This window comes from Pseudomonas tolaasii NCPPB 2192, assembly GCF_002813445.1.
GTDB classification, from domain to species: Bacteria; Pseudomonadota; Gammaproteobacteria; order Pseudomonadales; family Pseudomonadaceae; genus Aquipseudomonas; species Aquipseudomonas tolaasii.
On the sequence record NZ_PHHD01000001.1, the window covers coordinates 2,722,416 to 2,740,447 of the forward strand.

Here is an 18,032-nt window from a genome sequence, read left to right on the forward strand (position 1 = left end):
CCATGAAGCCGCCCCGGCGTCATCAGTTTCAGGCTTTGGCGCGGTCCAGCAGGTATTGGGTCAGCAGGGGAACCGGACGGCCAGTGGCGCCCTTGTCCTTGCCGCCGCTGGTCCAGGCCGTGCCGGCGATGTCCAGGTGCGCCCAGTTGAAGTTCTTGGCGAAGCGCGAGAGGAAGCATGCAGCCGTGATCGTGCCGGCTTTCGGGCCGCCAATGTTGGCGATGTCGGCGAACGGGCTGTCCAGTTGTTCCTGATATTCGTCGAACAGCGGCAGTTGCCAGGCGCGGTCATCGGCGGCTTTACCGGCGCTGAGCAGTTGCTCGATCAACTCGTCGTTATTGCCCAGCAGGCCGGAGGTGTGGGCGCCCAGGGCCACCACGCAGGCACCGGTCAGGGTCGCAATGTCGATCACGGCTTGCGGTTTGAAGCGCTCGGCGTAGGTCAGTGCATCGCACAGTACCAGGCGGCCCTCGGCGTCGGTGTTGAGGATTTCAACGGTCTGGCCGCTCAGGGTGGTGACGATATCGCCCGGACGGGTTGCACCGCCGCTCGGCATGTTCTCGGCGCAGGCCAGGATGCACACCAGGTTGATCGGCAGCTTCAACTCGAGCACGGCGCGCAGGGTGCCGAACACGCTGGCGGCGCCGCCCATGTCGTATTTCATCTCGTCCATGCCCAGGCCCGGCTTGAGGCTGATGCCGCCGGTGTCGAAGGTGATGCCTTTGCCGACCAGGGCGTAAGGCTTCTCGGACTTCTTGCCGCCGTTGTATTGCATCACGATCAGGCGTGGCGGCTGGTCGCTGCCCTGGCCCACGGCATAGAACGAGCCCATGCCCAGTTCCTTGATCTTCTTCTCGTCCAGCACTTCAACTTTCAGACCCTTGAACTCTTTGCCCAGTGCCTTGGCCTGCTCGCCCAGGAATGTCGGGTGGCAGATGTTCGGCGGCAGGTTGCCCAGGTCGCGGGTAAACGACATGCCGTTGGCGATTGCGGTGGCGTGGGTCACGGCGCGCTCGACTTCAGCCTGCGCGGCCTTGATGGTCAGCAGGGTGATTTTCTTCAAGGCACGCGGTTCGGCCTTGGTGCTCTTGAATTGGTCGAAAACATAACCGCCGTCCACCAGGCTCTCGGCCAGCAGACGGGTCTTGCCGTAGCTGTCACGGCCTTTTACGACGATTTCGTCGAGTGCCAGTGCCGCATCGCTGCCGCCCAGGCCCTTGAGGGTATTGAGGATGCCGCTGATGATCTTGCGGAACGGGCGGTCGCCGAGTTCGGCGTCCTTGCCCACGCCCACCAGCAATACGCGGTCGGCTTTGAGGTTCGGCAGGCTTTGCAGCAGCAGGCTTTGGCCGACTTTACCGGCCAGGTCGCCGCGTTTGAGCACGGCGCTGAGGGCGCCACCGCTCAGTTCATCCAGTTGCCTGGCGGCGACGCCGAGCTTGCGGCCTTCGCCGACAGCGACCACGAGGGTGGCGGTTTTCAACGTTTCGGGGCTAACGCTTTTTACAACCAATTCCATTTTCGGGTCCCTTATTTAAGGTCTGTGAGCCTGGCGTCTGTACGCAGGCTTTGATGCTGGGCAGCTTTGTAAACCACCCGCGACAAAGGCCGCAGTTTGAACCTCGCCAGAGGAGCCTGACAACCCTTGGCGCACGCTTTGTGCACGCGCATGAGCAAGCTCCGTGACAGGCGCGGTCAATCACAGGATAATGCGCCATCTTTTTTAGCCGGCCCGTGAAAACGGGCTGACTCGGTATGCTTGCTTGTTTGGCCGCTTAGCCTGACAACCCTGGAGTGTCTGGTTTGATTGTCTTCCGTTATCTGTCCCGCGAAGTCCTGTTGACCCTGAGTGCCGTGAGTGCGGTGCTGCTGGTCATCACCATGAGTGGTCGTTTCGTCAAATTCCTTGCCCAGGCGGCCTCGGGCGCCCTGGATCCGGGCTCGTTGTTCCTGATCATGGGCTTTCGTCTGCCGGGCTTCCTGCAGCTGATCCTGCCGCTGGGCCTGTTTCTCGGCATTCTGCTGGCCTATGGCCGGTTGTACCTTGAAAGCGAAATGACCGTGCTGTCGGCTACCGGCATGAGCCAGCAGCGTCTGCTGGCCATGACCATGGTGCCGGCTGCCGGTGTGGCGCTGTTGGTGGCGTGGCTGAGCATGAGCCTGGCCCCTCAGGGCGCCATGCAGTTCCAGCTGCTGTTGAACAAGCAGGACGCCATGACGGAGTTCGATACCCTGGAGCCAGGGCGTTTTCAGGCGCTCAACGACGGCACCCGCGTGACCTACACCGAAACCATGACCGATGACCGCTCCAATCTGGGTGGTGTGTTCATTTCCCAGAAAAATCTGGGGCAAAACCAGAAAGATCGCGGCATTTCGATTCTGGTCGCCGACAGTGGCCGTCAGGAAGTACGCCCTGACGGCAACCGTTATCTGATCCTGGAAAATGGCTACCGCTACGACGGCAGCCCGGGTCTGGCGGACTACCGTGCCATCAAATACGACACCTACGGTGTGATGCTGGCCAAACCCGAGATCAGTGAAGAAGTCACCGACCGCGATGCATTGCCCACTTCCTCGCTGTTCGGCAGCCAGGAACTGCGCTCCATTGCCGAGTTGCAATGGCGTATTTCCCTGCCGTTGCTGGTGTTTATCGTGACCTTGATGGCTGTGCCGCTGTCGCGCGTCAACCCGCGCCGGGGCCGTTTCCTCAAGCTGTTGCCGGCGATCCTGCTGTACATGGCCTACCTGACCATCCTGATTTCCGCCCGCGGCTCCCTCGAAAAGGGCAAGTTGTCGCCGATTATCGGCCTGTGGTGGGTGCATGGCATCTTCCTGGCGATCGGCCTGGGGCTGCTCTACTGGGAACCCATACGTTTGAAAATGCAGAGCCGTCGCGGCCAGAAGGAGTTGGCTCGTGGCTAAGCTCGATCGCTACATTGGTAGCAGCGTACTGATCGCCATCCTGGCGGTATTGGGCATCATCCTTGGCCTGGCCTCGTTGTTTGCCTTCATTGATGAGGTGGGCAACGTCACCGATACCTACACCGTCACCGATGTGCTGAGTTTCGTTGCGCTGACCGCGCCGCGTCGCCTTTACGACATGATGCCGATGGCCGCGCTGATCGGGTGCCTGATCGGCCTGGGCAGCCTGGCCAGCAGCAGCGAACTGACCATCATGCGGGCGGCGGGTGTTTCCATCGGCCGTATCGTCTGGGCGGTCATGAAGCCGATGCTGTTGCTGATGGCGTGCAGCGTGCTGATCGGTGAATACGTTGCGCCACCTTCCGAAGCCACTGCCCAGGCCAATCGCGCCCTGGCTCAGGGCTCCGGTGACGCACAAAGTGCCAAGCATGGCCTGTGGCACCGTCAGGGTGATGAGTTCATCCACATCAACGCCGTGCAACCGGGCGGCCTGTTGATTGGTGTGACGCGCTACACGTTCGACAAGGAGCGTCACATGTTGACCTCCAGCTTCGCCCGGCGCGCGCAATACAGCGCCGAGAACTGGGAGTTGAGCGACGTCACCACCACTTATTTCCGCAATGTGGGGCAGGGCACCAAGGCTTACACCGAAGTGATCAACGTGCCGACCGAGGCGTGGGATATCGCGTTGAAGCCGGAGCTGCTCAATACCGTGGTGATGATCCCGGAAACCCTGCCGATCTCGGGCTTGTGGAGCTATATCCACTACCTCAAGGATCAAGGCTTGAACAACGGCCGCTACTGGCTGGCATTCTGGGTCAAGGTGTTGCAGCCAGTGGTCACCGCTGCGCTGGTGCTGATGGCGATCTCGTTCATCTTCGGCCCGTTGCGCTCCGTCACCCTCGGCCAGCGCGTGTTTACCGGCGTGCTGGTGGGCTTCACCTTCCGTATCGCCCAGGATCTGCTCGGGCCGTCGAGTCTGGTGTTCGGGTTCTCGCCACTGTTTGCGGTGCTGGTGCCGACTGCCATTTGCGCCGTGGCCGGGTTCTGGCTGTTGCGCCGGGCCGGTTGAGATCGCCCTTATAGACAAAAAATGCCCCGGTCGAGAGATCGGGGCATTTTTGTTCTGGTCAGCAAAGATGACGTCTGGCCTGAGCATCAGGTACAATTCCCGGCTATTTTTCAGCGGGCAATCTGCCTGCAGCCTTTTTGAGTGTTGATCCGTGAGTGATTTGAGTCATATCCGCAATTTCTCCATCATCGCCCACATTGACCATGGCAAGTCGACGCTGGCCGATCGATTCATCCAGATGTGCGGCGGCCTTGCCGAGCGTGAAATGGAAGCCCAGGTACTGGACTCCATGGACCTCGAACGCGAACGCGGGATCACCATCAAGGCCCACAGCGTAACTCTGTATTACAAGGCCAAAGACGGTATCACCTACCAGCTGAACTTCATCGACACCCCGGGCCACGTCGACTTCACCTATGAAGTCAGCCGTTCCCTGGCGGCCTGTGAAGGTGCCTTGCTGGTGGTTGACGCTGGCCAGGGCGTCGAAGCGCAGTCGGTTGCCAACTGCTACACCGCGATCGAGCAGGGCCTGGAAGTCATGCCCGTGCTGAACAAGATCGACCTGCCCCAGGCCGAGCCTGAGCGCGTCAAGGAAGAGATCGAGAAGATCATCGGCATCGACGCCACCGACGCCGTCACCTGCAGCGCCAAGACCGGCCTGGGTGTCGACGAAGTGCTCGAACGCCTGGTGCAGACCATTCCCGCCCCGACCGGCAACTACGAAGATCCGCTGCAAGCGTTGATCATCGACTCCTGGTTCGACAACTACCTGGGCGTTGTTTCCCTGGTACGCGTGCGCCATGGCCGTGTGAAGAAGGGCGACAAGATCCTGGTCAAGTCCACCGGCAAGATCCACCTGGTGGACAGCGTCGGTGTGTTCAACCCCAAGCACACGGCAACCGCTGATCTGAAAGCCGGTGAAGTAGGCTTCATCATTGCCGGCATCAAGGACATTCACGGTGCACCGGTAGGTGACACCCTGACCTTGAGCAGCACGCCGGACGTTGACGTACTGCCGGGCTTCAAGCGCATTCAGCCGCAGGTTTACGCCGGCCTGTTCCCGGTCAGCTCCGATGACTTCGAAGATTTCCGCGAAGCCCTGCAAAAACTGACCCTCAACGACTCGTCGTTGCAGTACACCCCGGAAAGCTCCGACGCCCTGGGCTTTGGCTTCCGTTGCGGTTTCCTGGGCATGTTGCACATGGAAATCATCCAGGAGCGCCTTGAGCGCGAATACGACCTGGACCTGATCACCACCGCGCCAACCGTTATTTTTGAGCTGTTGCTGAAAACCGGTGAAACGATTTACGTCGACAACCCGTCCAAGCTCCCGGATCTGTCGGCTATCGACGACATGCGCGAGCCGATTGTACGGGCCAATATCCTGGTACCTCAGGAGCACCTGGGCAACGTCATTACCCTGTGCATCGAGAAGCGTGGCGTTCAGCGCGACATGCTGTTCCTCGGTACCCAGGTGCAAGTGACCTACGACATGCCGATGAACGAAGTGGTCCTGGACTTCTTCGACCGCCTCAAATCCACCAGTCGCGGCTATGCTTCGCTGGATTACCATTTCGATCGTTACCAATCGGCTAATCTGGTGAAACTGGATGTGCTGATCAACGGCGACAAGGTAGATGCACTGGCACTGATCGTGCACAAGGACAACGCGCACTACAAAGGTCGGCAGTTGACCGAGAAGATGAAAGAACTGATTCCGCGCCAGATGTTCGACGTCGCGATCCAGGCCGCCATTGGCGGGCAGATCATTGCACGGACCTCCGTCAAGGCTCTCAGAAAGAACGTACTGGCCAAATGCTACGGCGGTGACGTAAGCCGTAAGCGCAAGCTGCTTGAGAAGCAAAAGGCCGGTAAAAAACGCATGAAGCAAGTAGGCAACGTGGAAGTTCCACAAGAAGCCTTCCTTGCAGTGCTCAGGTTGGATAGTTAGGTCCTATGTCACTAAATTTCCCGCTGTTGCTGGTCATCGCCGTTGCCGTTTGCGGTCTCCTGGCGTTGCTCGATCTGGTGTTCTTCGCCCCGCGTCGGCGGGCGGCTATCGCCTCCTATCAGGGCAGCGTCAGCCAGCCCGATGCGGTGGTGGTCGAGAAGCTGAACAAAGAGCCCTTGCTGGTTGAATACGGCAAGTCGTTCTTTCCGGTGCTGTTCATCGTGCTGGTGCTGCGCTCGTTTCTGGTGGAGCCGTTTCAGATCCCTTCGGGGTCGATGAAACCTACCCTGGACGTGGGTGACTTCATCCTCGTGAACAAGTTTTCCTATGGGATCCGCCTGCCGGTGATCGACAGGAAAGTCATCCCGGTCGGTGACCCGCAGCGCGGCGATGTGATGGTGTTCCGCTACCCGAGCGACCCGAACGTCAACTACATCAAGCGTGTGGTCGGCCTGCCGGGCGACGTGATTCGCTACACCAGTGACAAACGCCTGTTCGTCAATGGCGAGTCGGTGGCCGAGAAGCTGATCGGCACCGAGCCGAACACCTTGGGCAGCGCCGAGCTGTACCAGGAAAAACTCGGCACGGTCGAGCACGAAATCCGCAAGGAAATGAGCCGCTACCGTGCAATGCCGGATGGCGAATGGAAAGTGCCGGCCGGGCACTATTTCATGATGGGCGACAACCGGGACAACTCCAACGACAGCCGTTACTGGGATGACCCCAACATTCCCAAGGACCTGCTGGGCATGGTTCCCGACGAGAACATTGTCGGCAAGGCCTTTGCGGTCTGGATGAGCTGGCCGGAACCCAAGCTCAGCCACCTGCCGAACTTCTCGCGGGTCGGGCTGATCAAGTAATACAGGCGGCGCTGTGATCACAGCGCCGAATGCTTTTCTGGGGTTGGGACAATCAATGGCCCGGCCCCTTGCTGCACCAATCAGGATTTGAATTTGAACACTGCGTCAATCGTCGATGGCCGCCGGTGCCACCAAACAGATATGGGTAAACCGTGAGCGTTTCTCTAAGCCGTCTCGAGCGCCAGCTCGGCTACACCTTCAAGGACCAGGAATTGATGGTCCTTGCCCTCACACACCGCAGCTTTGCAGGGCGTAACAACGAACGCCTGGAATTTCTCGGTGATGCCATCCTCAATTTCGTCGCAGGTGAAGCGTTGTTCGAACGTTTCCCCCAAGCCCGTGAAGGCCAGTTGTCGCGCCTGCGCGCGCGTCTGGTGAAGGGCGAGACCCTGGCCGTGCTGGCCCGTGGCTTTGGCCTGGGTGAGTATTTGCGCCTGGGTTCCGGCGAGTTGAAGAGTGGCGGTTTCCGTCGCGAGTCGATCCTGGCCGACGCCCTTGAAGCGCTGATCGGTGCCATCTACCTCGATGCGGGCATGGAAGCGGCCAAGGAGCGGGTGACCGCCTGGCTGACGTCCGAAATCGAAAGCCTCACGCTGGTCGATACCAATAAAGATCCGAAGACCCGTCTGCAGGAATTCCTGCAGTCCCGTGGTTGCGAACTGCCACGCTACGAAGTGGTGGATATCCAGGGTGAGCCCCATTGCCGCGTGTTCTTCGTGGAATGTGAAGTCACCTTATTGAATGAAAAAAGCCGAGGTCAGGGTGTGAGCCGTCGTATTGCCGAACAGGTAGCGGCCGCTGCAGCACTGATTGCCCTGGGCGTGGAGAATGGCCATGACTGATTCAACCGCAACACGCTGTGGCTATGTTGCCATCGTCGGCCGCCCGAACGTGGGCAAGTCCACGCTGCTCAACCACATCCTCGGCCAGAAGCTGGCGATCACCTCGCGCAAGCCGCAGACCACCCGCCACAACATGCTGGGCATCAAGACCGAAGGCAACGTGCAAGCGGTCTACGTCGATACGCCGGGCATGCACAAAGGCGGCGAAAAGGCCCTGAACCGCTACATGAACAAGACTGCTTCGGCGGCGTTGAAAGACGTCGACGTGGTGATCTTCGTGGTTGACCGCACCAAGTGGACCGACGAAGACCAGATGGTTCTTGAGCGTGTGCAGTACGTCACCGGCCCCTTGATCGTCGCGCTGAACAAGACCGACCGCATCGAAGACAAAGCCGAGCTGATGCCGCACCTGAGCTGGCTGCAGGAACAACTGCCGAACGCCCAGATCATCCCGATTTCGGCCCAGCACGGCCACAACCTCGACGCCCTGGAGCGTGTGATCGCCGAGCACCTGCCGGAGAGCGAGCACTTCTTCCCGGAAGACCAGATTACCGACCGCAGCAGCCGCTTCCTCGCCGCCGAACTGGTGCGCGAGAAAATCATGCGCCAGATGGGCGCCGAGCTGCCGTACCAGATCACCGTCGAAATCGAAGAGTTCAAGCAGCAGGGCAAAACCCTGCATATCCATGCGCTGATCCTCGTCGAACGTGATGGCCAGAAGAAAATCATCATTGGCGACAAGGGCGAGCGCATCAAGCGCATCGGCACCGAGGCGCGCAAGGACATGGAGTTGTTGTTCGACTCCAAGATCATGCTTAACCTGTGGGTGAAGGTGAAGGGTGGCTGGTCCGACGACGAGCGTGCACTGCGTTCTCTGGGCTACGGCGACCTCTGACACATGGCTTAATGGTTGGCGGGCTTGTTGTGGCGAGGGAGCAAGCTCCCTCGCCACAAAAGCGCTTTTCTTCTTCAGAGATTCCCCGTCTCATGTCCCAATCCCCACCTCCCAGCCAACTCGCCTACGTCCTGCACAGCCGCGCCTACCGCGAGACCAGCGCCCTGGTGGACTTCCTCACGCCCCAGGGCCGCCTGCGCGCGGTGTTGCGCAGTGCACGGGGCAAGGCGGGTACATTGGCGCGGCCGTTCGTGGCATTGGACGTTGAGTTTCGGGGCAAGGGCGAGCTGAAAAACGTCGGCCGCATGGAGAGCGTCGGCACCTCCGCCTGGCTCAATGGCGAAGCGCTGTTCAGCGGCCTCTACCTCAATGAACTGTTGATTCGCCTGCTCCCCGCCGAAGACCCGCATCCGGGCGTTTTCGACCACTACGCCGCCACCTTGCTCGCTCTGGCCGAAGGCCGACCCCTGGAGCCGCTGCTGCGCGCCTTCGAATGGCGGCTGCTTGACGACCTGGGCTACGGCTTCGAACTGGCCAACGACCTGCACGGTGAGCCCATTGCCGCAGACGGTATGTACCGCCTGCAAGTCGATGCTGGCCTTGAGCGTGTCTACCTGCTGCAACCCGGCCTGTTCCAGGGCACCGAACTGCTGGCCATGAGCGAAGCCGACTGGACCGCCCCCGGCGCCTTGTCCGCCGCCAAGCGCCTGATGCGCCAGGCCCTGGCCGTGCACTTGGGCGGACGGCCGCTGGTCAGTCGCGAGTTGTTTCGAAAGCCCTGACATCCCCGTGTATGCTGTGCACCGTTTCTTTCCCTTTTCAGGAGCGCTTCCGTGACCACCAGCAATCGCATTCTTCTTGGCGTCAACATCGACCACGTCGCCACCCTGCGCCAGGCCCGGGGCACCCGTTACCCTGACCCGGTCAAGGCCGCGCTGGACGCCGAAGAAGCGGGCGCCGACGGCATCACCGTGCACCTGCGCGAAGACCGCCGCCACATCCAGGAGCGCGATGTGCTGGTGCTCAAGGACGTGCTGCAAACCCGCATGAACTTCGAAATGGGCGTAACCGAAGAAATGATGCAGTTCGCCGAGCGCATCCGCCCGGCGCACATCTGCCTGGTGCCGGAAACCCGCCAGGAACTCACTACCGAAGGCGGCCTTGACGTGGCGGGCCAGGAAGCGCGGATCAAGGCGGCAGTAGAGCGCCTGTTGAAGCTGGGCAGCGAAGTGTCGCTGTTCATCGATGCCGACGAGCGCCAGATTGAAGCCTCCCGTCGCGTCGGCGCGCCAGCCATCGAGCTGCACACCGGCCGTTACGCCGATGCGACCACGCCGACCGAAGTGGCTGAAGAGTTGCAGCGCATTATTGACGGCGTGAAATGCGGCTTGAATGAAGGCCTGATGGTCAACGCCGGCCACGGCCTGCATTACCACAACGTCGAGGCGGTGGCGGCGATCAAAGGCATCAACGAGCTGAACATCGGCCACGCGCTGGTGGCGCACGCGCTGTTCGTCGGTTTCAAAGGTGCGGTGGCCGAGATGAAAGCACTGATCCTGGCCGCTGCCAAAGCCTGAACAAACACAGTCTAAAAAACACTGAAGATCAACAATGTGGGAGCTGGCTTGCCTGCGATGACGGTAGATCAGTCAGCCCATGTATTGGCTGGCCTACCGCGATCGCAGGCAAGCCAGCTCCCACATGAGTCTGCAGTGAATTTGGCATGCGGCAATGCGAAGTCTTACTGTTTAGCCGGGTCAGGTGTATCGTATCTGCCCTTTGCGGGCCTCTGGCCTGTGGCAGATACGTGAGGTTGTTGTGTCCCGATCCTTTTCCCGTCGACAAATCCTGGGTGGTCTTGCAGGCCTGGCCGTAGTGGGCGTCGGTGCCGGTGGCGCCTACCGCTACTGGCTGGGGAAAGTCGCCGAGTCCGAGGCCGGGCACGATTACGAGCTGATCGCGGCACCACTGGACGTGGAACTGGTGCCGGGCCACAAGACCCAAGCCTGGGCATTCGGCCCTTCGGCGCCGGGCACCGAATTGCGTGTGCGTCAGGGCGAATGGCTGCGGGTGCGTTTCATCAACCACCTGCCGGTCGCCACCACCATCCACTGGCACGGCATCCGCCTGCCGCTGGAGATGGACGGTGTGCCCTACGTTTCGCAATTACCGGTGCTGCCCGGCGAATACTTCGACTACAAATTCCGCGTGCCCGACGCCGGCAGCTACTGGTATCACCCGCACGTGAACAGCAGCGAAGAACTCGGCCGTGGCCTGGTCGGCCCGCTGATCATCGAAGAGCGTGACCCCACCGGTTTCAAGCACGAGCGCACCCTGAGCCTGAAAAGCTGGCATGTTGACGAAGAAGGCGCTTTTGTCGCCTTCAGCGTGCCCCGCGAGGCGGCGCGTGGCGGCACTGCCGGGCGTCTGTCGACCATCAACGGCGTATCCCAGGCGGTTATTGACTTGCCCGCCGGACAGATCACCCGCGTGCGGCTGCTCAACCTCGACAACACCCTGACCTATCGCCTCAATATTCCTGACGTCGAAGCGCAGATCTATGCACTGGACGGCAACCCCATCGAGCCGCGCCCGCTGGGCAAGGAATACTGGCTGGGGCCGGGCATGCGCATTTGCCTGGCAATCAAGGCACCGCCGGCCGGTGAAGAGCTGTCGATCCGCAACGGCCCGGTGCGCTTGGGGACCTTCCGCTCGGTGGCCACTACCGACGCGGCCACCGAGTGGCCGCCCGCAATGCCCGCCAACCCGATTGCCGAGCCGGACCTGGCCAATGCCGAGAAACTCAACTTCAATTTCGAGTGGGTGGGCTCAGTGTCGGTCGATACCGATAACGGCAAACCGCCCAGCCTGTGGCAAATCAACGGCAAGGCCTGGGACATCACCGACAAAACCTGCGCCGACCGCCCGATTGCCAAGCTGGAAAAGGGCAAGAGCTACATTTTTGAATTGAAGAACATGACCCAGTATCAGCACCCGATCCATTTGCACGGCATGAGCTTCAAGGTGATCGCGTCGAACCGTCACAAGGTGATTCCGTATTTCACCGACACCTATCTGCTGGGCAAAAACGAACGCGCCCGCGTGGCGTTGGTGGCGGATAACCCGGGGGTGTGGATGTTCCACTGCCATGTGATCGACCACATGGAAACCGGCCTGATGGCCGCCATCGAGGTGGCGTGATGCGCCAGATTCGCCCCACAGCGATTATCGACCGCAGCCGCGACCAGCACTTTATGCGCGAAGCCCTGGCCCTCGCGGCACAGGGCGCGGCCTTGGGCGAAGTGCCCGTGGGCGCGGTGCTGGTGCAGGACGGTGAAATCATCGGCCGCGGCTTCAACTGCCCCATCAGCGGCAATGACCCCAGCGCCCATGCCGAAATGGTCGCCATCCGCGCCGCGGCGCAGGCGATCAGCAATTACCGCCTGGTGGGCAGCACGCTGTATGTGACGCTGGAGCCGTGCAGCATGTGCGCGGGTTTGATTGTGCATTCGCGGATTGCGCGGGTGGTGTACGGCGCGCTGGAGCCCAAGGCGGGGATTGTACAGAGCCAGGGGCAGTTTTTTACCCAGGGCTTTTTGAATCATCGGGTGTTGTTTGAAGGTGGGGTGTTGGCTGAGGAATGCGGCACGGTACTGAGCGAATTCTTCAAGGCTCGCCGCGCCAAGCCCCCACTCTGAAGAACACTGGAGATCAAGTGTGGGAGCTGGCTTGCCTGCGATAGCTATCTGTCAGTCAACTCATCAGTGACTGATGATCGTTCCCACGCTCTGCGTGGGAATGCCTCTTGTGACGCTCCGCGTCACGCTTTGGGACGCAGAGCGTCCCGGGCTGCATTCCCACGCGGAGCGTGGGAACGATCTGTTACTTCCTGGCGATGATCACCGCCCGCATCGGCGCCGGCAGCCCTTCAATCGTCTTGCTGTGATCATTCGGGTCCAAAAAGTCACTGAGCGACTGATACTTCATCCACTCCGTCCCGCGCTGTTCTTCAACCGTCGTCACGCTCACATCCACACAGCGCACATCACTGAAGCCTGCACGGCGCAGCCACAGCATCAGCGCCGGTACCGACGGCAGGAACCACACGTTGCGCATCTGTGCATAACGATCTTCCGGCACCAGCACTTGTTGCTGATCGCCTTCGACCACCAGCGTTTCCAGCACCAGCTCACCGCCCTTGACCAGCGTGTCTTTCAGCGCCAGCAAATGCTCGATGGGCGAACGTCGGTGGTAGAACACGCCCATGGAAAACACCGTGTCGAAACCTTCCAGGTTTGGCGGCAGGTCTTCAAACGGGAAGGGCAGGTGCCAGGCCCTGGGTGCTGAGAGGTAGCGCTGCACCGCCTGGAACTGGCAGAAGAACAGCCAGTTGGGGTCCACGCCAATCACGCTGTCGGCGCCGGCACCGAGCATGCGCCACATGTAATAGCCATTGCCGCAACCCACATCGAGAATGCGCTTGCCCTTCAAATTCAAATGTGGCGCCACACGGGACCACTTCCAGTCCGAGCGCCATTCGGTGTCCACGTGCACGCCGAACAGGTTGAACGGCCCCTTGCGCCACGGGCTCAGGCCCATCAGCGCGGTGTGCATCTGTGCGCGGGTGGCGTCGTCGCAGTCGGTGTCGAGCGTCAGGCCGCCCAACAAGTCCACGTCGCTCGGCTGGATTTTTGGCAATGCATCCAGCGCACTTTGCCAGCGCGCCAGGTCACCATGGCCTTTTTCCATCTTGCTATCGAGTTGCGCCTGCAGGCCCTGGGCCCACACAGCCAGGGGAGTGCCGACCAAGTGGCGGGCGAGGGGAGACAGATCAATCATGGCAAGGCAATCAACGAGGCAAAGTTAAGACACTGGAACCACGGCACGACTTTCGAGAACCCCGCCGCCAACAGGCGTTCGCGATGTTCTTCGAGGCTGTCGGGCTTCATGACGTTTTCGATGGCGCTGCGCTTCTGGGCGATTTCCAGTTCGCTGTAGCCGTTGGCGCGTTTGAACGCGATGTGCAAATCGGTGAGCAGCGTGTGTTCTTCGGTATCGTTGAAACGCAGTTTTTCCGAAAGGATCAACGCACCGCCCGGCAGCAGCGACTGGCGAATGCGCCCAAGCAAGGCCAGGCGTTCTGCGGGGGCGATAAATTGCAGGGTGAAGTTCAGCGCCACCACCGAGGCGGGCTGGAACTGGAGCGCGAGGATATCGCCCTCGATCACGTCAACCGGCAGCAACTCCTGAAACATTGAGTCCTGGCCATTGAGGTATTCGCGGCAGCGCTCGACCATGGCCGCCGAGTTATCCACCGCAATCACGCGGCAACCGTCGCTGCGCACATGGCGGCGCAGCGCCTGGGTCACAGCGCCGAGGGATGCGCCGAGGTCGTAGAGCACGCTATGGGGCTGGGCGAATTGCGCGGCGAGCACGCCGAGGTTTTCGACGATGGTCGGGTAACCGGGCACCGAGCGCTTGATCATGTCGGGGAACACCCGCACCACGTCCTCGTTAAAGGCGAAGTCCGGCACCTGGGGCAGGGGCTGGGCGAATAGGCGATCGGGTTCTTTGCTCACGGTTGTTCCGGCGACGATGGGGAGAGGCCGGCATTTTAGCCAAGTTGGCCCTCGTGTGCGCGGGTTGTCTGATGGAAAGCCGAAGCGGTAATGCCCCATTGGCCCAGCCAATAGGTAATGATCAGCAAATAGGGCGCCGCTTCAAATGACACGACAAACCGATTGATACCGATCAACGTGTCGGAAAATACAAACGACACGGCACCCGCCGCCGCCAGCAATGCCGATTGTCTAGGCACCTCACTGCCCAGCCGCGCCAGCGCACGCCAGAGCATGGCGGTGATCACGGTTGCGTAAACCACCACGGGTATCAGCAAATCCCCCAAGCCATGGGACACCAGGATGCTCAACAGCACAGCACCCACCCCGATTGCCAATACCAGTGGCAACACCGCCACACGGCGGCAGTCGCTGAAATAGGCTTTCAAATACGCCAGGTGTGCAAACAGAAAGGCGCCAAGGCCAAAGATAAACAGGTCGCCCGGCCAGGCGAGCAACACATCGCCCACCAGGGAAAAAATCAGCCCCAGGCTGATCCAGCGTCGGTAGTCGGTAGGCGGCGCATCATGCAGCCAGCCCAGCAGCGCCAGTACCGGCAACGGTTTGACCAGCAGGCAGAGCAGCGCCGCATGGGTGGTCAGGCCGTAGATAAAGGTGGCGGCGCCCATCAACGCAAGAATCAGCCATGGCATATCAGTTCACCGTGATGGCGCAGTCGAAGGTTTCGGCAGGTTCGGCTTCAGGCTCCCAGGGTTGTTGGGAGGTCAGGCGCAAACGGCCCTGGCCTGCGGCGAACGCCTGGAAGCGCCAGGTGGATTGGCCTCCACCGCCGACCACGCCGGACTCGCTGCTGCTGTAGACCTCCGGGCTTAACGCGCGCAGTACGCCGCCGGCGGAGTCCTGGATGGCCCAGCGGTAGCCGGTGGTGGGGTTGCTGGGCAGAGTGAGGATCAGGTTTTGCCCGGTTTTAAGCTGAAGCGGGCAGGCGCTCTGGTTGTCCACGGTGACGTTTTGTTTCGGTGTGCTGGCGCACGCGGCAAGCAGGGCGAGGCTCAAGGGCAGAAGCAGGCGGGCAGCGGTCATGGAGGCTCCGTTGATTCACGACGAAGGGCGAGCATAACCGAAGATGAGACAAGGTGTGACAAGGCAGAAGTGACAGAAACCATTGTGGCGAGGGAGCTTGCTCCCGCTGGAGTGCGAAGCGCTCCCAGGATTTTTGGGGCCACTGCGCAGCCCGGCGGGAGCAAGCTCCCTCGCCACAGGGGGGTGAAGCTTAGAACAGCACCTTCGCCACATCCGCGAAGCGCTTGGCAAAGTGCACGGTCATGCCTTCCTTCAGGTACTCCGGCAGCTCCTCAAAACTGCCACGGTTCGGCTCCGGCAGGATCAGCTCGTGGATCTTCTGGCGCCGCGCCGCAATCACCTTCTCGCGCACGCCGCCAATGGGCAGTACATGCCCGGTCAGCGTCAGTTCGCCGGTCATGGCCACGCCTTTCTTCGGCGGCTGGTTGCGCGCCAGCGACAGCAGCGCGCTGGCCATGGTCACGCCCGCACTTGGGCCGTCTTTGGGCGTGGCACCTTCCGGCACATGCAGGTGCACAAAGGCCTCGTCGAAGAACTTCGGATCACCGCCAAACGACTTCAGATTCGAGCTGATGTAGCTGTAGGCAATTTCGGCGGACTCTTTCATCACTTCACCCAACTGCCCGGTCAACTTGAAGCCGCGATTGAGCGTGTGGATGCGCGTCGCCTCGATCGGCAAGGTCGCACCGCCCATGCTGGTCCAGGCCAGCCCCGTGATCACGCCGGTGCCGGACAGCACTTGCTCATTGCGGAACACCGGCATGCCCAGGGAGCTTTCCAGGTCCTTGTTGCCGATCTTGATCACCGAATCCGGCTCATCCAGCAGTTTGACCACGGCCTTGCGCACCAGCTTGCCCAGCTGTTTCTCCAGCTGGCGCACGCCGGCTTCGCGGGCGTAACCGTCAATCAACGCCCGCAGGGCGCCGTCGCTGATGGTCAGGCTGTTTTTCGACACGCCGGCCTTTTCCAGCTGTTTCGGCCACAGGTGGCGTTTGGCAATCGCGACTTTTTCTTCAGTGATATAGCCCGACAGGCGAATCACTTCCATGCGGTCGAGCAACGGGCCGGGGATCGAGTCCAGGGTGTTCGCCGTGCACACGAACAGCACCTTGGACAGGTCCAGGCGCAGGTCGAGGTAGTGGTCGAGGAATTCGACGTTCTGTTCCGGGTCAAGGGTTTCCAGCAAGGCCGACGCCGGGTCGCCCTGGAAGCTCTGGCCCATCTTGTCGATCTCGTCGAGCATGATCACCGGGTTCATCACTTCCACATCCTTGAGGGCCTGCACCAGCTTGCCGGGCAGGGCGCCGATGTAGGTGCGGCGATGGCCCTTGATCTCGGCCTCGTCGCGCATGCCGCCGACGCTGAAGCGGTAGAACGGCCGCCCCAGCGACTCGGCGATGGATTTGCCCACACTGGTCTTGCCCACGCCTGGCGGGCCGACCAGCAACACGATGGAGCCGGCAACTTCGCCCTTATAGGCACCCACCGCAAGGAATTCGAGGATGCGGCTCTTGATGTCGTCCAGCCCGGCGTGATGTTTATCCAGCACCTTGCGCGCGTGTTTCAGGTCGAGTTTGTCTTCGCCATACACGCCCCACGGCACGGCGGTCGCCCAGTCGAGGTAGTTGCGGGTCACGGCGTATTCCGGCGAGCCCGTCTCCAGGATCGACAGCTTGTTCATTTCTTCGCTGATGCGCTTTTGCGCCTGGGCCGGCAGCGTCTTTCCCACCAGCCGTTGTTCGAATTGCTCGACGTCGGCGCTGCGGTCGTCCTTGGTCAGGCCCAGCTCTTGCTGAATGACCTTGAGCTGTTCCTTGAGGAAAAACTCGCGCTGATGCTCACCGATCTTGCGGTTCACCTCGGCGGACAGTTCTTTTTGCAGGCGCGCGACTTCGACTTCCTTGCGCAGCATCGGCAGGACCTTTTCCATGCGCTTGAGCATGGGTACGCAGTCCAGCACTTCCTGCAATTCAGTGCCGGTGGCCGAGGTCAGCGCGGCCGCAAAGTCGGTGAGCGGCGACGGATCGTTGGGGCTGAAGCGGTTGAGATAGTTCTTCAGCTCTTCGCTGTACAGCGGGTTGAGCGGCAGCAGTTCCTTGATCGCATTGATCAGCGCCATGCCGTAGGCCTTGACCTCATCGGTCGGCTGAGTCGGCTGGTGCGGGTATTCGACCTCCACCAGGTACGGCGGGCGGTGGTGTTTGAGCCAGGTCTTGATGCGTACGCGGGTCAGGCCCTGGGCGACAAATTGCAGTTTGCCGTTCTCGCGGCTGGCGTGGTGCACCTTCACCAGGGTGCCGTACAGCGGCAGGGCGGATGTGTCGAAGTGGCGTGGGTCTTCCGGCGGCGTTTCCATAAAAAACAGCGCGAGGGAGTGGTGGTCAGACTTGCTCACCAGCTCCAGGGTTTCGGCCCACGGTTCTTCATTGACGATCACCGGCAGCACTTGCGCGGGGAAGAACGGGCGATTGTGGATCGGAATGATGTAGACCTTGTCCGGCAGGTTTTGCCCGGGCAGGGCCAGGCCGGTGTTGGAGGACGCTTCGTGCTCGGCGTTTTCGGGGTCGGCGTAGTCGTTCAGGTCGTAATCGGGGAAGGCTTGCTGGTCGCTCATGGGGCACCTGCATAAGGAAGTATGGAGGTTAGATGGGGCGGGTCAGCGGTGGTTTCAATGGGCGCTGAGAGTTAGCAACAAATTGCATGAATTCAGCCATGAGCCGGCCGGCAAGCGGTGGCGGGCGGTCGCCAAGCCTGTACTTGGGGCGGGTCAAACACCTAGTCGCCAATAAAGTGACACGCAAATCCCCGAAAGTATTGGGTGTACATAT

General features: G+C 61.0%; 16 protein-coding genes. 10 read left to right on the top strand and 6 right to left on the bottom strand.

Going from position 1 to position 18,032, the window contains the following annotated elements; all coding sequences use genetic code 11:
* Positions 1-28 precede the first annotated feature (28 nt).
* Positions 29-1,519 carry a leucyl aminopeptidase gene (locus ATI14_RS12620; RefSeq protein WP_016973469.1) on the bottom strand — a complete coding sequence of 497 codons (1,491 nt, stop codon included), beginning with the start codon at positions 1,517-1,519 and terminating at the stop codon, positions 29-31.
* Positions 1,520-1,803: 284 nt separating this feature from the next.
* On the opposite strand from ATI14_RS12620, the gene lptF reads away from it, so the two are divergent.
* From lptF to tadA, 10 genes are all read left to right on the top strand, one after another.
* A complete protein-coding gene (lptF, locus tag ATI14_RS12625; RefSeq protein WP_080520467.1) occupies positions 1,804-2,922 on the top strand; it encodes an LPS export ABC transporter permease LptF in 1,119 nt (372 codons plus the stop codon).
* Positions 2,915-3,994, top strand: coding sequence for an LPS export ABC transporter permease LptG (gene lptG, locus ATI14_RS12630; protein WP_016973471.1), 1,080 nt, complete (start codon positions 2,915-2,917; stop codon positions 3,992-3,994). The genes lptF and lptG overlap by 8 nt, the downstream gene beginning before the upstream one ends.
* Before the next feature lie 151 nt (positions 3,995-4,145).
* Positions 4,146-5,945 carry a translation elongation factor 4 gene (gene lepA, locus ATI14_RS12635; protein ID WP_016973472.1) on the top strand — a complete coding sequence of 600 codons (1,800 nt, stop codon included), beginning with the start codon at positions 4,146-4,148 and terminating at the stop codon, positions 5,943-5,945.
* 5 nt (positions 5,946-5,950) lie between these two features.
* A complete protein-coding gene (gene lepB, locus ATI14_RS12640) occupies positions 5,951-6,805 on the top strand; it encodes a signal peptidase I (RefSeq protein WP_016973473.1) in 855 nt (284 codons plus the stop codon).
* A 152-nt stretch (positions 6,806-6,957) separates the two neighbouring features.
* Positions 6,958-7,647, top strand: a complete 690-nt coding sequence (gene rnc / locus ATI14_RS12645; protein WP_016973474.1) for a ribonuclease III — start codon at positions 6,958-6,960, stop codon at positions 7,645-7,647.
* Positions 7,640-8,542 carry a GTPase Era gene (gene era / locus ATI14_RS12650; protein WP_016973475.1) on the top strand — a complete coding sequence of 301 codons (903 nt, stop codon included), beginning with the start codon at positions 7,640-7,642 and terminating at the stop codon, positions 8,540-8,542. The genes rnc and era overlap by 8 nt, the downstream gene beginning before the upstream one ends.
* A gap of 92 nt (positions 8,543-8,634) precedes the next feature.
* Entirely contained in the window at positions 8,635-9,324 is a 690-nt protein-coding gene (gene recO, locus ATI14_RS12655) for a DNA repair protein RecO (RefSeq protein ID WP_016973476.1), read from the top strand.
* 51 nt (positions 9,325-9,375) lie between these two features.
* Complete coding sequence (gene pdxJ, locus ATI14_RS12660; RefSeq protein WP_080520468.1) at positions 9,376-10,119, top strand: pyridoxine 5'-phosphate synthase; 744 nt, start codon at positions 9,376-9,378, stop codon at positions 10,117-10,119.
* 241 nt (positions 10,120-10,360) lie between these two features.
* Positions 10,361-11,743 (top strand): multicopper oxidase family protein, encoded by a 1,383-nt coding sequence (locus ATI14_RS12665; RefSeq protein ID WP_100831488.1) that lies wholly within the window; start codon positions 10,361-10,363, stop codon positions 11,741-11,743.
* Positions 11,743-12,240, top strand: coding sequence for a tRNA adenosine(34) deaminase TadA (gene tadA, locus ATI14_RS12670; RefSeq protein WP_016973479.1), 498 nt, complete (start codon positions 11,743-11,745; stop codon positions 12,238-12,240). The genes ATI14_RS12665 and tadA overlap by 1 nt, the downstream gene beginning before the upstream one ends.
* Before the next feature lie 184 nt (positions 12,241-12,424).
* On the opposite strand, the gene cmoB is transcribed toward tadA, so the two are convergent.
* From cmoB to lon, 5 genes are all read right to left on the bottom strand, one after another.
* The gene (gene cmoB / locus ATI14_RS12675) at positions 12,425-13,381 is read right to left on the bottom strand and encodes a tRNA 5-methoxyuridine(34)/uridine 5-oxyacetic acid(34) synthase CmoB (RefSeq protein WP_016973480.1); all 957 of its coding nucleotides are present in this window, start codon (positions 13,379-13,381) and stop codon (positions 12,425-12,427) included.
* A complete protein-coding gene (gene cmoA, locus ATI14_RS12680) occupies positions 13,378-14,121 on the bottom strand; it encodes a carboxy-S-adenosyl-L-methionine synthase CmoA (protein ID WP_016973481.1) in 744 nt (247 codons plus the stop codon). The genes cmoB and cmoA overlap by 4 nt, the downstream gene beginning before the upstream one ends.
* A 35-nt stretch (positions 14,122-14,156) precedes the next feature.
* Positions 14,157-14,813, bottom strand: a complete 657-nt coding sequence (locus tag ATI14_RS12685; RefSeq protein WP_016973482.1) for a lysoplasmalogenase — start codon at positions 14,811-14,813, stop codon at positions 14,157-14,159.
* Position 14,814: 1 nt separating this feature from the next.
* Complete coding sequence (locus tag ATI14_RS12690; RefSeq protein WP_016973483.1) at positions 14,815-15,204, bottom strand: protease inhibitor I42 family protein; 390 nt, start codon at positions 15,202-15,204, stop codon at positions 14,815-14,817.
* 190 nt (positions 15,205-15,394) lie between these two features.
* Positions 15,395-17,818, bottom strand: coding sequence for an endopeptidase La (gene lon / locus ATI14_RS12695; RefSeq protein ID WP_016973484.1), 2,424 nt, complete (start codon positions 17,816-17,818; stop codon positions 15,395-15,397).
* Between the last annotated feature and the right edge of the window lie 214 nt (positions 17,819-18,032).

Bases quoted from the DNA above. Each gene is read 5' to 3' on its own strand.
- ATI14_RS12685 (WP_016973482.1), bottom strand. From the start codon at position 14,813: ATGCCATGGCTGATTCTTGCGTTGATGGGCGCCGCCACCTTTATCTAC.
- era (WP_016973475.1), top strand. From the start codon at position 7,640: ATGACTGATTCAACCGCAACACGCTGTGGCTATGTTGCCATCGTCGGC.
- recO (WP_016973476.1), top strand. From the start codon at position 8,635: ATGTCCCAATCCCCACCTCCCAGCCAACTCGCCTACGTCCTGCACAGC.
- ATI14_RS12690 (WP_016973483.1), bottom strand. From the start codon at position 15,204: ATGACCGCTGCCCGCCTGCTTCTGCCCTTGAGCCTCGCCCTGCTTGCC.
- lepB (WP_016973473.1), top strand. From the start codon at position 5,951: ATGTCACTAAATTTCCCGCTGTTGCTGGTCATCGCCGTTGCCGTTTGC.
- lon (WP_016973484.1), bottom strand. From the start codon at position 17,818: ATGAGCGACCAGCAAGCCTTCCCCGATTACGACCTGAACGACTACGCC.
- cmoB (WP_016973480.1), bottom strand. From the start codon at position 13,381: ATGATTGATCTGTCTCCCCTCGCCCGCCACTTGGTCGGCACTCCCCTG.
- ATI14_RS12620 (WP_016973469.1), bottom strand. From the start codon at position 1,519: ATGGAATTGGTTGTAAAAAGCGTTAGCCCCGAAACGTTGAAAACCGCC.
- tadA (WP_016973479.1), top strand. From the start codon at position 11,743: ATGCGCCAGATTCGCCCCACAGCGATTATCGACCGCAGCCGCGACCAG.